At 71.3% G+C, this 12,758-nt stretch carries 16 protein-coding genes; 6 read left to right on the top strand and 10 right to left on the bottom strand.

From position 1 onward, the window contains the following. The first annotated feature begins 21 nt into the window (after positions 1-21). The gene (locus ACFVSL_RS02405) at positions 22-981 is read left to right on the top strand and encodes a hypothetical protein (protein WP_386938167.1); all 960 of its coding nucleotides are present in this window, start codon (positions 22-24) and stop codon (positions 979-981) included. A 148-nt stretch (positions 982-1,129) separates the two neighbouring features. On the opposite strand, the gene ACFVSL_RS02400 is transcribed toward ACFVSL_RS02405, so the two are convergent. From ACFVSL_RS02400 to ACFVSL_RS02390, 3 genes are all read right to left on the bottom strand, one after another. Next, the gene (locus tag ACFVSL_RS02400) at positions 1,130-1,624 is read right to left on the bottom strand and encodes a hypothetical protein (RefSeq protein ID WP_386938165.1); all 495 of its coding nucleotides are present in this window, start codon (positions 1,622-1,624) and stop codon (positions 1,130-1,132) included. 61 nt (positions 1,625-1,685) lie between these two features. Further along, positions 1,686-2,462 carry a PspA/IM30 family protein gene (locus ACFVSL_RS02395; RefSeq protein ID WP_386938164.1) on the bottom strand — a complete coding sequence of 259 codons (777 nt, stop codon included), beginning with the start codon at positions 2,460-2,462 and terminating at the stop codon, positions 1,686-1,688. Continuing rightward, the gene (locus ACFVSL_RS02390) at positions 2,459-3,115 is read right to left on the bottom strand and encodes a hypothetical protein (protein WP_386938162.1); all 657 of its coding nucleotides are present in this window, start codon (positions 3,113-3,115) and stop codon (positions 2,459-2,461) included. Before ACFVSL_RS02390 ends, ACFVSL_RS02395 begins: the two co-directional genes overlap by 4 nt. A 287-nt stretch (positions 3,116-3,402) precedes the next feature. Here ACFVSL_RS02390 and ACFVSL_RS02385 point away from each other — a divergent pair, with 287 nt between their 5' ends. Both ACFVSL_RS02385 and ACFVSL_RS02380 read left to right on the top strand, forming a co-directional pair. Further along, positions 3,403-3,984, top strand: coding sequence for a TetR/AcrR family transcriptional regulator (locus ACFVSL_RS02385; protein WP_386938160.1), 582 nt, complete (start codon positions 3,403-3,405; stop codon positions 3,982-3,984). 103 nt (positions 3,985-4,087) lie between these two features. Further along, positions 4,088-5,518, top strand: a complete 1,431-nt coding sequence (locus ACFVSL_RS02380; protein WP_386938158.1) for an MFS transporter — start codon at positions 4,088-4,090, stop codon at positions 5,516-5,518. Between the two features lie 7 nt (positions 5,519-5,525). Here ACFVSL_RS02380 and ACFVSL_RS02375 read toward each other — a convergent pair whose 3' ends face one another. Continuing rightward, on the bottom strand, positions 5,526-6,032 hold the full coding sequence (locus tag ACFVSL_RS02375; protein ID WP_386938156.1) for an ASCH domain-containing protein: 507 nt from the start codon (positions 6,030-6,032) through the stop codon (positions 5,526-5,528). 51 nt (positions 6,033-6,083) lie between these two features. Here ACFVSL_RS02375 and ACFVSL_RS02370 point away from each other — a divergent pair, with 51 nt between their 5' ends. Next, positions 6,084-6,803: an SGNH/GDSL hydrolase family protein gene (locus tag ACFVSL_RS02370; protein ID WP_386938154.1), complete on the top strand. Its 720-nt coding sequence runs from the start codon at positions 6,084-6,086 to the stop codon at positions 6,801-6,803. Between the two features lie 11 nt (positions 6,804-6,814). Here the strand turns inward: ACFVSL_RS02370 and ACFVSL_RS02365 are convergent, their stop codons facing one another. The 3 genes from ACFVSL_RS02365 to ACFVSL_RS02355 all read right to left on the bottom strand — a co-directional run bounded on the left by ACFVSL_RS02365 (position 6,815) and on the right by ACFVSL_RS02355 (position 8,927). Beyond that, positions 6,815-7,225: a hypothetical protein gene (locus tag ACFVSL_RS02365; protein ID WP_386938152.1), complete on the bottom strand. Its 411-nt coding sequence runs from the start codon at positions 7,223-7,225 to the stop codon at positions 6,815-6,817. Positions 7,226-7,329: 104 nt separating this feature from the next. Then, entirely contained in the window at positions 7,330-8,118 is a 789-nt protein-coding gene (locus ACFVSL_RS02360; protein ID WP_386938150.1) for an aminoglycoside adenylyltransferase domain-containing protein, read from the bottom strand. Positions 8,119-8,201: 83 nt separating this feature from the next. Further along, a complete protein-coding gene (locus tag ACFVSL_RS02355) occupies positions 8,202-8,927 on the bottom strand; it encodes a hypothetical protein (protein ID WP_386938148.1) in 726 nt (241 codons plus the stop codon). A gap of 175 nt (positions 8,928-9,102) precedes the next feature. Between ACFVSL_RS02355 and ACFVSL_RS02350 the strand changes: the two genes are divergently transcribed. Continuing rightward, a complete protein-coding gene (locus ACFVSL_RS02350) occupies positions 9,103-9,273 on the top strand; it encodes a hypothetical protein (protein ID WP_386938146.1) in 171 nt (56 codons plus the stop codon). Here the strand turns inward: ACFVSL_RS02350 and ACFVSL_RS02345 are convergent. Next, a complete protein-coding gene (locus ACFVSL_RS02345) occupies positions 9,239-10,192 on the bottom strand; it encodes an EamA family transporter (RefSeq protein WP_386938144.1) in 954 nt (317 codons plus the stop codon). The two genes, ACFVSL_RS02350 and ACFVSL_RS02345, sit on opposite strands and share 35 nt — an antisense overlap. A gap of 72 nt (positions 10,193-10,264) precedes the next feature. On the opposite strand from ACFVSL_RS02345, the gene ACFVSL_RS02340 reads away from it, so the two are divergent. Continuing rightward, complete coding sequence (locus ACFVSL_RS02340; protein ID WP_386938142.1) at positions 10,265-11,242, top strand: LysR family transcriptional regulator; 978 nt, start codon at positions 10,265-10,267, stop codon at positions 11,240-11,242. Here the strand turns inward: ACFVSL_RS02340 and ACFVSL_RS02335 are convergent. Both ACFVSL_RS02335 and ACFVSL_RS02330 read right to left on the bottom strand, forming a co-directional pair. Continuing rightward, a complete protein-coding gene (locus ACFVSL_RS02335; protein WP_386938141.1) occupies positions 11,239-12,069 on the bottom strand; it encodes a hypothetical protein in 831 nt (276 codons plus the stop codon). The two genes, ACFVSL_RS02340 and ACFVSL_RS02335, sit on opposite strands and share 4 nt — an antisense overlap. After that, positions 12,066-12,725, bottom strand: a complete 660-nt coding sequence (locus ACFVSL_RS02330) for a DUF4304 domain-containing protein (protein ID WP_386938139.1) — start codon at positions 12,723-12,725, stop codon at positions 12,066-12,068. Before ACFVSL_RS02330 ends, ACFVSL_RS02335 begins: the two co-directional genes overlap by 4 nt. Positions 12,726-12,758: the final 33 nt, after the last annotated feature.

Raw genomic sequence — 12,758 nt, 5'->3', positions numbered from 1 at the left:
GCACGGTCGAGAATGGCGCTCATGGGGGCACAGCGCGCGTCGCTGCACACGGAGGCGGGTCCGTCGTCGGACGCCCACCTCGTCAAGACCTACATCTACCTGCGGGTCTCGCTCATCGCCGCCGTCCTGCTCGTGTTCGCGGCGCTGGTCTTCGAGACCTTCGGCACGGGTGAACTGCTCAACTCGATCAGCGCGTACTACTACACGCCCGTCAGGAGCGTCTTCGTCGGCGCACTCGTCGGCATGGGGTTCGCGCTCATCGTGCTGGTGGGCCGGCCCGGGCCCGAGGACGCGGCGCTCAACCTCGCGGGCATGCTCGCACCCGTCGTCGCGTTCGTGCCGACCCCGGTGCCCGAGCCCTGCCCGATCGAGGGCGAGCGGTGCATCCCCGAGGCGTACCTGCCGGGCGTCGTGAACAACATGGCGGCGCTCTTCGCCGTCGGCTTCCTCGCGCTCGTCTTCACCGCGCTGTCCATCCGCCGGCTGCAGCGCGGCGACCGGTGGTCGCTCTGGGGCTTCGTCGTCGCGGCGGTCGTCTGGCTCGGTGCACTCCTCTGGTTCGGCTTCACCGACGACTGGCCGCTGCGCGCGTCGTTCCTCTCGTTCGCGCACTACGGCGCGGCCGTGCCGATGTTCGTGCTCATCATCGTCGTGGTGTTCGTCAACGGCTTCAGCACGGAGACGCCGCTCGTCACGATCCGCGATCGCGAGGTGACGTACCGGCCCGTCTACCAGGCGATCGCCTGGGTGATGGCGGCGACCGTGGCGGTCGGCCTCGTGGCCTGGTTCATGACGCGAACCGACGAGCGCCCGCCGCCCGTGATCTTCTGGGTCGAGGCCACCGTGCTGCTCTTCTTCGGCATCTTCTGGGGCCTGCAGACGTGGGAGCTCCGGCGGCAGGGGCCCCCGCCGGCGTCGGATGCCGCCGCTGCCCCTGCCCCTGCCCCTGCTTCGCGAGGGAGCTCGCAGCCCGTCGGGTGAGTCTCGCCCGGGGCCCGGGCCCGGGGCGCGAGCGCGGGCGCGCTGGAGGGCGGAGGGTTCTCCACCGGGAATCGGTGGTGGAGCAGAGTTGCAGAGCGTTCCGCCGGCGGCACCCCTCGCGCGCACGGGGCTGCGCGAAGCCCGCCGTCTACCGGGTGATGTCGATCTCCACGAACCCGAACGTGAACGGGATCGAGAACGGCTCGCCCGGGCTCGGCGGGTCGAGCGGGATGGCGAGGAACGAGATCATCGTGAGCGCCGCCCAGGCCAACGTGCCCGCGATGATCACGATCACCGCGCGGTCGATGACCTTCAGGGCGGATGCCTCGGTCCGCCCCGTGCGCAGCACGAGGGTGAGCGCGACGATGACCGTCACCGCGATCGAGGTGTACACGATCGGGCTCGGGTGCAGGGTGAGGTCCACGCAGGTCGGGGCGACTTCGGTCGGTTGGCCGTGCCCGTCGACGAAGCCGCCATCCGTGACGCCGCCTTGGCAGCCACCCTTGCTGGCCGTGCCGACCATCGAGTAGACGAACCCCGTGCCCAGCGCGGCGAAGATCATCCGGCGGATGCGGCGGATGATCGTCGCGCCGGGCAGCGTCGAGAGCGATGCAGCGGGCGGGCGGTCGAGCGTCTCGCGCATCGGGTCTCCTGTCACGTCGGCGTACTGGCATCGTGGCAGGCGGATGCGCCCCTCCGCCACCTCAGGGCGTCGTCGGCGCCTGCCCGATGCTCAGCCACTCGTCGGGCCCTTCGCGGTGCTGCTGCGTGCGAGCCGCGCTCGAGTCATCCCCCTTCATCGCCTGCAGCTGCCGGTCGACCTCGGCCTTCGCCGACAGCGTCGCGAGCTGCCGCTCGATGTCGGCGTCGGGCGCGGCGGTGAGGTCTTTGAGCGCGCCGCTGGCGAGCAGCTCGTCGGTCGCGGCGGCCCGGGCCTGCATCTGCGTGACGCGGTCGCGTGCGCGATCGAGGCTGGCGCCCACGTCGTTGATGCTCGACCCGATGCCGGCGACGGCCTCGTTCGCCTTCACCTGCGCCTCGGAGGCGGTGTAGGTCGCCTTGATCGTCTCCTTCTCGACGCGGAACGCGGCGACCTGCTCGGAGAGCTGGCGCTCTCGCTGCTGCAGCTGCGCGGTCTGCTGCTGCATCGAGGCGTACTGGTCCTGCAGCTTGGCGACCTGCGACTCGAGCAGCGCGCGGCGCTCGAGGGCGGCGCGGGCGAGGTCCTCGCGGCCCTGCGCCATCGCCTCACGGGCCTGCTCGCCGAGTCGCTGGTACCGGGTGCCCATCTCCTGCCCCTGGAGGTCGACGCGCTTCTTCGCCGTCGCGACGTCGGCGACCGCCTGGCGCACCTGCTGCAGCAGCTTCACCTGCTGCTCGTAGCTGTCGTCGAGCGTTTCGCGCGGGTCCTCCATCTTGTCGAGGGCCTTCTTCGTCTTGCTGCGGAAGATGGTGCGGACGCGCGAGGTGTTGTCGCTCATGGTCGGGTCTCCTTCAGGTCGTACGTCGGACTGGGGCGGCGCGCGGCGCTCGCGGATCGGGCGGGAGCCCGGGTCGAGGGTCGTGCCGGCGCGACGTATTCGTCGCGGCGGTTGAGGCGCTGCAGCTCCTGCACCCCGGCGGCGAGTGCGGCGACCTCGCGCTCCATCTCGGAGTGGAGGATGCCGAGCGTGTCGTCGGTGGAGCCGGCGAGGCCGGTCGACACCGCCGCGCGCAGGCGGCGCACGAGCGCGGTCACCTGGTCGACGCGGTCCTCGGCCAAGGGCAGCTCGCCCGCGAACACCGGCCGATCGATCTCGCTCTCGAGCAGCCGCAGCTGCAGGTCGAGCGCGTCGCCCTCGGTCTTGATGCGCGCGAACAGCCGGGGGAGCTCGCCGTGCGCGCCGCCGCTCTGCGCGGCGAGGTCGATCGCGGCCTGCCCGCTGTCGAGCGCCTCGGCCAGTCGCACGCGGAGCGCGAGCACCTTGCGCCGCGGGCCCCGGCTGAACCCGGCCTTGGTGCGCAGCGCCGTCGTCGCGACCGCACGGTTGCGCCGGATGCGCCGATAGACCGCGCGCGCCACGAGCACGACCGTGGTGATCGAGACGATCACGAAGACGAGGAATGCGATGACTATGCCGAGCAGCACCTCCACGGCGCCCACCTCCCGTCGGCGCGCTCGACGGTGTCGAGCCCACTCCGTCGTTGTTCGAGATTCAGGTTCATGTGTCCGCCTTCGTCGAGCCGAGACGTGGCCCCCTCGCCACGCCTGAAACGCGATATAACGCAATCTACGCTTGCTCCGGCCGAAGCCCTAGCGCTCCCTGCGAATTCGAAGCGAAGCGAACTGGGGGAGTGCGCTGCTGCCCGGCCACTCGGGCGATCGCCCTATCATGGACAGCACCGTACGAGATCGTCGATCGTCCGCGAAGAGGAGTCACCTTGGCCGCTCCCGCCACGCCTGCCAAGCGCGCGGATGCCCGCCGCAACATCGAGGCGATCCTCGATGCCGCGACCCGGCTGCTCGCGACGGACCCCGACGCGAGCGTGCAGGACATCGCCAAGGCCGCGGGCGTCGGCCGAGTCACGCTGTACGGGCACTTCGACTCCCGCACGGCGCTCGTCGCCCAGGTCGCCACGCGCGCGATCGACGAGACCGAGCTCGCGCTGCGCGAGGTCGACATCGACGGCGAACCGCGGGCGGCGCTCGCACGGCTGCTCGAGGCGAGCTGGTACCTCACGCACCGGTTCGGCGGCATCGTGATCGCCGCCGGGCAGGCGCTGCCCGCCGAGCAGATGCAACGCGCGCACGAGAGCCCCGCTCAGCGAGTGCGCGCCCTGCTCGAGCGCGGGCGGCAGCAGGGCGTGTTCCGCGCGGACATGCCGGTCGACTGGCAGATCATCACCATCCAGGCGGTGCTGCACGCCGCGTCGGGTGCGGTGCACCGCGAGGAGCTCGCCGTCGCGGACGCGCCGCGCCTCGTGGTCGAGACGGCGCTCGCCGTCGTGGCCGCGCAGGGCTGAGCCCTCCCCGAGGCGGTCGTCCACCTCACCGTTGTCGAACACTCATGTTCATGTTATCGTGCGAACTCGTACACACGAGTTCGACTTGAGATGAGGGCGGCACATGTCCGAGCAACGACCGAACACCGAGACCGGCAACACCCCGCAGCTGTACCAGCGGCGATGGCGCATGCTCGCACTGCTCGGCGTCGCGCAGCTCATGCTCATCGTCGACGTCACGGTGGTGGCGCTGGCCCTGCCGCAGATGGGGGCCGAGCTCGAGCTCAGCCGCGGCGAGCTCACCTGGGTGGTGAGCATCTACGCGCTCATGTTCGGCGGCCTGATGCTGCTCGGCGGCAAGGCGGCCGACGTCTTCGGCTCGCGCCGCGTCGTGCTCGCAGGGCTCGCGGTCTTCACGCTGGCCTCGCTGCTCACCGGCTTCGCCGCCGACCCGACGACACTGCTCATCGGCCGGGCGTTCCAGGGCGTCGGCGCGGCCGCGATGTCGCCCGCGGCGCTCTCGACGATCGCCCGCACCTTCCAGGGCGCCGAGCTCGCCAAGGCGCTCGGCGTCTGGTCGGCCCTGGGCGGCGCCGGCGCCGCGGTCGGGGTGCTGCTCGGCGGGCTGCTGACGTCGGGCCCGGGCTGGTCGTGGGTGTTCTGGGTGAACGTGCCCGTGGGCGTGCTGCTGCTCATCGCGCTCGTGCGCATCCTGCCGAGCTTCCAGGGCTCGGGCGGGCGCCTCGACCTCATCGGCGCCGTGCTCGTGACGCTCGCGACGGCGAGCGTGATCGTCGCACTGGTGAACGCGGGCGACGCGGGCTGGCTCAGCCTCGCCGTGCTCCTGCCGCTCCTCGGCGGAGCGGTCGGCTACACGCTCTTCGTCTGGCGCCAGCGCACCGCTCGTACGCCGCTGCTCGACCTCGGCATGCTCGCACGCCGCCCGGTCGCCTCGGGCCTCGGGCTCATCTTCACCGCCACCGCGCTCATGATCGCCGTGTTCTTCCTCGGCTCGTTCACCTTCCAGCAGGTGCACGGCTTCTCGGCGCTCGACACCGGGCTCGTCTTCATTCCCGTCGCACTCGGCACCATCGGCGGAGCCCAGTTCGGCGCCCGCGCCCTCGGCCGCTTCGGCGCGCGCACGACCGCCGTCGTCGGCCTGTTCGTCGCGGCGATCGGCATGGCGGCGGCCGCCGGCATCGCGAGCATGACCGTACTCGTGATCGCGATGACCGTCGCCGCACTCGGCATCGGCGCGACCTTCGTCGCGTCGTCGACGAGCCTGTTCTCGGCGGTCGCCCCGCACGAGGCCGGCATCGGATCGGGCGTGCTCAGCACCTTCCACGAGTTCGGCGCCGCGACCGGGGTCTCGGCCGTCTCGAGCATCGCGGCGGCTGCCCTCGTCGGCGACGCGATCACCGCCTTCGACGGCGGCTACTGGTTCGGCGCCGTCGTCGCGGCGATCGCCGCGCTGCTCGCCATCGCCGTCATGCCGGGGCGCGCAGCGCCGTCGTCGCGCACGCAGCAGGGCGGCGAGCGCACCGCCGAGGCGTGACCAGCGGCTACGCCGAGTGGCCGTCCGCGACGGCGGGCGGCCACACCACGCTGAAGCGCTCGAACACGACCTCGTGCTGCTCGGTCCACTCGAGGCCGATCGCCGCCGCGGTGCGGTGCCAGTAGCGGGAGTGGTTCTCGCGCCACGACTCGAGCGAGCGGTCGTCCTCGCCCTCGTCGTACGCGAAGGCGGCGTCGACGCTCGTGAACGGGCCGACGCGCAGCTCGGTGCTGCGCAGCACGACGCGGGGTGCGCCGGTCGAGTCGCAGGCGATCCAGTGGCTGCCGACGCGGGGGAGCGCCTGCTCCTCGGCCGCGAACTCGGCGACGAGGGTCGCGGTCGCGCGCTTCGTGCCGTCGAGCACGAGTCCCAGCAGCTCGTCGGTCAGCTCGGGGTGGTCGCCGAACCGCTCGACCGAGGGCGGCTCGGCGTCGGTCGCGATCTCCGGATGCGCGGCGCGGTACTCGGCCCACATCGTGAGCGCGGCGTCGTGGTCGATCGGGGCGTTCGGCATGAGGCCAGTCTGACAGTGCTTCGCGAGCGGCGTGATTCGTAGACTCGCAGCATGGGTGCCGTCGTCGATCGCACGCCGCACCGCCGCGGCGCGCGGGCGTTCGCGGTCGTGATCTCGGTGGCCGCCGGTGTCGGGCTCGCCGCGTGCTCGCCGTCGGGCGGTTCGGGGCCGCAGGGCGCCACCGGGCCGGCCGAGACATCCCCCTCGACCGATGCGACCGCGCCGAGCGCCGCGACGACGAGCTTCGCCGTCGTCGGCGACTCGATCACCGACGCGAACAGCCCCGACCTCGCGGGCGGCGAGCTCGGCAGCGAGTCGTGGGTGACCTCCGCGGTCGAGGCAGGCCTCGACTTCGCCGGCGGATGGGCCGAGTGGGGCGCAACGACGGCGTTCATGGCCGACTCGGTCAGCGCGTACGACGCCGACGTGCTCGTCGTGCTCGCGGGCACGAACGACCTCGCGTTCGGGGTTCCGTTCGACGCATCGGCGGCGAACCTCGACCGCATCGTCGAGCGGGTCGGCATCGCCGACGTGGTGGTCTCGTCGATTCCGCCGGCCGACGCGTTTCCGGCCGCGGCCGTCGAGTACAACGAACGGCTCGGCGCACTCGCCGACGATCGCGGCTGGCGGTTCGTGGATGCCTCGGCCGACCTCCGCACGGTCGACGGCAGGTTCGCCGACGGGATGTCGTACGACGGGCTGCACCCGTCGGAGCAGGGCGCCCGTGCGCTCGGCGAGGCGATCGCGGCGGAGCTGCTCGCCGGCCGCTGAGCGTCAGCGGGTCACGCGCTCCCGTCGCGCGGCCGCTTGCCGTCGACGAGCAGGCGGATGCCGAAGCGCGCCGCCATGAGCACGACGATCAGCAGGGTGACCGAGGAGAACCCGCCGAGCTGCACGGCGTCGCCGAAGAGCAGGTCGGTGAGCCACAGGATGAGGAACTTGCTGCCCGCGCCGAGCACCATGAGCAGCGCGGTGTTCATCGCCTTGCGGGCGGGGGTTCGCGCCGACCGCACCCGGTCGATGATGCGCGACTTGAGCCAGGCGATGACCTCGAGCGCGAGCTTGAACAGCACCGCGGTGAGCAGCGAGACGAGGAACGACTCGGTGATGACCGCGGGGAAGAACTGCGTGAACAGCCCCAGCACGACCAGGTAGACGAAGACATCGACGATGTCGACGGCACGAAGTCGCACGGGCGCTCCTCGAAGGCATGGTTCCGATGCATCGAGGCCCGATGCAGCGGTGAGACTCCGACACTGAGTCGCCTGGCGACTCAGCGTCGGAGTGCGCTCGCAGGCTACACCGGGGGAGCGTCGGCGAGCTCGTGCGCCTGCGCCGCGAGCGCGTGGGAGAGGGCTGTGACCTCGTCGGCGAGGCCAGTCCAGTCGTCGTCGGCCTCGCCGAGGTAGCCGGCACGGGCGCGCTCGAGGAGCGCCCGGTCGTTCGGCGGCAACGTCTCGGCCACAGCTGCGGCCGCGACATCCTTGGGCACGATCTCGCCGGTGCGCAGCGTCGTCACGATGCGGGCGAACGCGAGCAGCGTGTTGCGCTCGTCGCCCACGATCTCGCCGAGGATGTCGTCGATGCTCGCGAGCATCGCCTCGCGAAGTTCGCCGGGGGCGACCGGGTCGACGACCTCTGCGAGCGGATGCCCCCGCAGCACCCGGTGCGCGGTGTGCGCGGTCGCGAGCAGGATCGGCACGTCGGGGTCGAGGGTCGGCTGCGGCGTCTGCCCGCCCTCGAGGTCGGCGCGCAGCCACTCGCCGTACTGGAAGTCGTGCTCGGCAGGCTCGGGCCACCGGCGGCGCTCGTCGACGACCACGCACGTGAGCTCGAGCGGACGGCCCGCGGCGCCGTCGGAGAACGCGAGCGGGTGCGCGGACCCGCTCGAGGCATCGAGCAGCACTCGCGTCAGTGCCTCGCGCTCGCCGGGAGTGAGCGAGCGTCGCGTCAGCACGAGCACGTCGAGATCGCTGTCGGGACGGAGCCCTCCCGACGTGGCCGAGCCGTAGAGGTAGACGCCGACGATCTCGCCGGGGTCGGCGAGGTCGAGGTGGTCGAGGACGGGTGCGAGCTGCTCCTCCATGCGGTCACGCTAGCAAGCGCTGAGCCCGACCGGTCGAGTGCTCCGAAGAGGTCGGAGGCCGCAGGCGATCCGTCGCTCGAGGCTCAGACGTGCCCGATGCCGAAGTTCCACGGCGCGAACACCCGGTTCGAGGCGCCTTGCCACTCCCACGTGTTCACCGCGACCGAGTACGCGTTCTCATAGTCGTGGCCGGCCTGCTGCGGCCCGATGGGCTCACCGGTCTCGACGCGCACCTGGTCGTAGCCGTTGTCGAGCCACGGCTCGCCGAGTTCGGCCGCGAGCGCCTCGGCGTCACCACCGGGCTGGAAGCCGTCGACCGTGCGGACGACGACTCCGTCGCCGAGCGTCGCGGCGCCGAAGTTCACGCTCACGTTCATGTCGATCGGCCCGTAGCCGCCGAGACCGTTGTCGGAGATCTCCTCCTCGTGGTCGTCGCTGAGGATGACGCCGGGCCACGTGTAGTCGGTGCGCGGCGGCGTCTCCATGCTGGCGGGGTGCTCGGCCTGCTCGGGCTCGGCGCCCGTGATCGTCGAGAGCGCCACGACGAACTCGGCCGCCTCGGCGTCGTACGAGAGCGAATGGACGACGGCACCGGAGGCATCCACGAACTCGAGCTGCTCGGGTCGCACCACGATCGCGGCCGTGGTGGTGATCGGGTCGACCGGCACGGCCTCGGCAGATGGCGTCGGCTCGGCGGACGGCTCGGTCTCCGTGGTCGCCGTCGGCGCCCCAAAGCACCCGGTGAGCGCGAGGACGACGGCGAGTGCGGCTGCGGATGCGGCGGAAGCGCTGCGGAGTACATCGCTCATTGAGACCCCCGATTCTCGACGGGATGAGGCGTTCGCTCAGTGTACGAGCGGGGTGCCGGTTCATCGCCAGAGGCGCGGAAGACGATCTCGCAACGAAGCCGACGATTCGATCGTCGACGGATTCTCCGCCGCACGGGGGAGGTGGGAGGCGCTGCCGGCCTGCATACTCCGAGATATGAGCGACACCATCTTCACCCCCGGAGCCGAGGTCATCACACCGCACGGGCGCGGCGCGATCGTCGACGTCAGGGCGACTCCCTCGGGCAAGTTCGTCTTCGGCGTCGAGGACGCCGACGGCGAGGTGAGCTACTTCACCGAGAAGGCGCTGCGGCTCGTGCAGGGTTAGCGGCGGATGTCGCGGCCGGCTCGGGCGCCGAGGCAGACCGATCCACGCGTCGCCGACCCGGCGCGTTCGCGATGAACACCCCCGCCACGAGCACCAGCCCGCCGACGGTCTCCCACAGGTTCGGGATCTGGCCGAGCAGCAGTGCGGCCGAGGCCATCGCCACGACCGGCGCGAGCAGCACCCACGGCACGACCGAGGCCGAACGGTTGCGGGCGAGCAGTCCGTTGAAGATCGCGTAGCCGATGAGGGTGCAGAGACCGGCTGTGTAGAGCGTCGAGACGATCGGGCGCCAGCCGAAGGCGGCGAGGCCCGCGGCGATCGCGTCGGGGCCCTCGATGAGCGCCGACAGGCCGAGTGCCGGCAGCGGTACGACGAGCGACGACCACACCGTCAGCGAGAGTGCGCCGAAGCGCTTCGCCGGGGCGACCGGGCCGGCCTTGCGCGAGATGACGTTGCCGATCGCCCACGAGAGCGCGGCGAGCAGGCACAGCACGACGGCGAGCGCCGGCGCATCGCCGCCGCGGCCGAACGCGACGACCCCGAGCCCGACGGTGCCGACGAGCACGCCGACGGTCTGCAGGCGGCTCGGGCGCTCGCGCAGCGCGAGCGCCGCGACGACGATCGTGAGCACGACCTGCGCCTGCAGCAGGAGGGCCGCGATGCCGGGCTGCAGGCCGAGCGCGATCGAGGTGTAGAGCAGCGCGAACTGGCCGAGGCTCATGAAGAGGCCGACGCCGACGACGGTCTTCCAGCTCGCGAGGGGGCGGGGCACGACGACCACGGCGAGGGCGACGACGGCGAAGCGCACGGCGACGAAGAACAGGGGCGGGATGCCCTCCATGCCCCAGTCGATCACGACGAAGTTGAACCCCCACAGCGTCGCCACCAGGGCAGCCAGCAGCATGTCGCGTCTCGTCATGGTTCTACTTCAGCGCGAGGCATCCGGAAACACCAGCGATCATTTCTGTGCCTGATTCGGTAGCATTCGTACATGATCGATCTCGAAGCCGTGGTCGCGCTGCGCGCGGTGGCCACGAACGGAAGCGTCGCGGCGGCGGCCGACGCGCTCGGCTTCACGCCGTCGGCGGTGTCGCAGCAGATCAAGCGCCTCGAACGCGGCACGCGCGTCGCGCTGCTCGAGCGGGCCGGCCGCGGCGTCGTGCTCACCGACGCCGGTCGTCACCTCGTCACGTCGTCGGCGACCGTGCTCGCCGACCTCGAGCGCCTCGAGGCCGACCTGCACCTGGCCGGCGGCGCGGCGGGGCCCGAGGGTGCAGGCAGCCGTCCGGTCACGGGCGAGGTGCGCGTCGGCGCGTTCTCGACGGCGGTGCGCGGCATCCTCGTCGACGTGCTGCCGCGCCTGCGCGCGGAGCATCCCGAACTGCGGGTGCCGACGCGCGAGAGCGAGCCGTGGGAGACGATCGCGCTCGTCGCGTCGGGGCAGCGCGACCTCGGCATCGTGCACCGGTGGGGTGCGGTCGCGCTCGCGATGCCCGATCACCTCATCGAGACGCCCCTGTTCACGGATGTCGCGGACGTGATCTTGCGGCGGGATCATCCGCTCGCAGACCGCACCGAACTGGAGCCTGTCGATCTCGCCGACGAGGAGTGGATCGCGACGTTCGACTCGACGATCTGCCGGCAGTGGCTGCGGCGCCTGTTCGACGGCGTCTCGAACGCGCCGCGCATCGTGCACGAGTCGATGGAGTTCGAGAACCACCTCGAGCTCGTGCGCGCGGGACTCGGGGTCGCGCTCGTGCCGCGGATGGGGCGGCCCGTGCTGCACCCGGAGCTGGTGGCGATTCCGACGGTGCGACCGGCGTCGACGCGCGGGGTGTCGGCGGTGCATCGGCGCAGTCAGGCGGACTCGCCGGCGCTGCAGGTGGTGCTGGATGCGGTTCGCCAAGCGGCGACCCAAGGTGCAGTGGCTGCGGGGGAGAGCACGAGGCGGGTGGCGCCGGTCTCTTAGCCGAAGGACGAGCGGGTGTACTCGGAGGATCCGTGCTTCGTCGGCACCTCGACGGTGAAGACTCCGTCGGGATGGTCGAGGCCGTCGTAGAAGTCCCCGTAGACGAGGAGCGCCTCGGCCGCGAGTCGCTCGGCGGCGCGTCGTTCCTCCTCGTCGACGAACCGGTATCCGGAGGTGCCGGCCTGTTCCGCGGCGAGCATGCTCGTGCCGAAGCCGATGACATGACCGACGAAGCGCCTGCCGGCTTTCGTGGCGACGGGTTCGAGGTCGTACTCGAAGGGGATCACCCGCCCGCCCCACTCGAGCTTCATCAGCCGGATCGCCTCGTACGCGCGCATGCCGAGGGGGACGAGCGCGGCATCTCGTTCTCGATCGACGACGCGGCGCTTCCGAGGCCGCGCAGGATCCGATTCGATCACGAACACGGGCGCACTCCGTTCACTCGTCGACGATGTGAGCCTATCGACGCGGTTCTCATGCCCCCGTTCTCCCTCGCCGGGCTGATCCTCGAGCGTGCCCAAGAGGTCCGCGATGCGGCCGCGCGCAGGCGGTGCTGGATGCGGTGCGGGCCGCCGTGGCGGGTCGCGCGGTGTGATCGCCGGCTCGTTCTCGTCTCCGAGCGCGAGACGAGAATCGCTCTGCCAGTTGCGCCTCATCGATGAGGCGCAACTGGCAGAGCCTCGTCGAGACAGCGCCTCCCTGCCGCCCGGCGCGCGGGTCAGTGGTTGACCGCTCGGCTGGTCACCCCACGGCGCTTCGCAGGGCTGGTGCACGGCATCGGCCTGGTACGCGCGTGGAGGATGAGCATCCACGCGCCGCACGCTCACGTGGCGAGAGCCGCCTTCGCCTGTGTTCGCACCCATGCATCGAACGACTCTGCATCGTGCCGCTGCATCGGTGTCGAGCGCTCGAGCAGGGACGCCAGACGTTCGTCGAGTTCCTCACTCGGACCCTGATCCATGAGGAGGAGTGCTTCTGCGCTTTCGAAGAGCGAAGGAAGGGTCGACCGCTTGGAGAAGCCGAGATCGCCGTCGGCCAGCCGCCCGCGCATGCCGTCGCGGGACAATAGGGAGTCGAGCAGTGGCCACCCCACCCGTTCGAGCCGAGAGGTCATGTCGGCCACCATCGCGGAAGTGGTGGGCGCATCCTCGGCTTCCCACCAGACATCGAGTCCAGCGGGCGCACCGGTTGGACGGAGACGTTCGCGGTAGAGCCCATGCGCGTCAGAGACGGATTTCGGTGCGCGAGCGCCGAGCCGGTGCCGCGTCCAACGCAGCCACGGCTCCGGCACGGCCGCGATGTTGACCGTGCACCTGATGCTCTCAGCGGTGTTCCACGACGAGGACTGAACGTTGACCACGACCCAGTCGCCTTTCGCGTTCGACTTCCGCCACGTCGGTGCCGAACCGCGGTAGCCGTGCCTCCGGGCTGCGGGCCCGAGCTGATCTCGGAGTTCAGCCTTGAGCACTGCCTGCAGGGTCACGATCAGGTGCTCCTTTCCCAAGCTCGGCAACGG

The sequence above is a fragment of the Agromyces sp. NPDC058064 genome, from assembly GCF_042885275.1.
In the GTDB taxonomy this organism is placed as follows: Bacteria; Actinomycetota; Actinomycetes; order Actinomycetales; family Microbacteriaceae; genus Agromyces.
The sequence above is the reverse complement of the archived record's forward strand: the minus strand, read 5'-3'. Positions and strand labels throughout refer to the sequence as shown.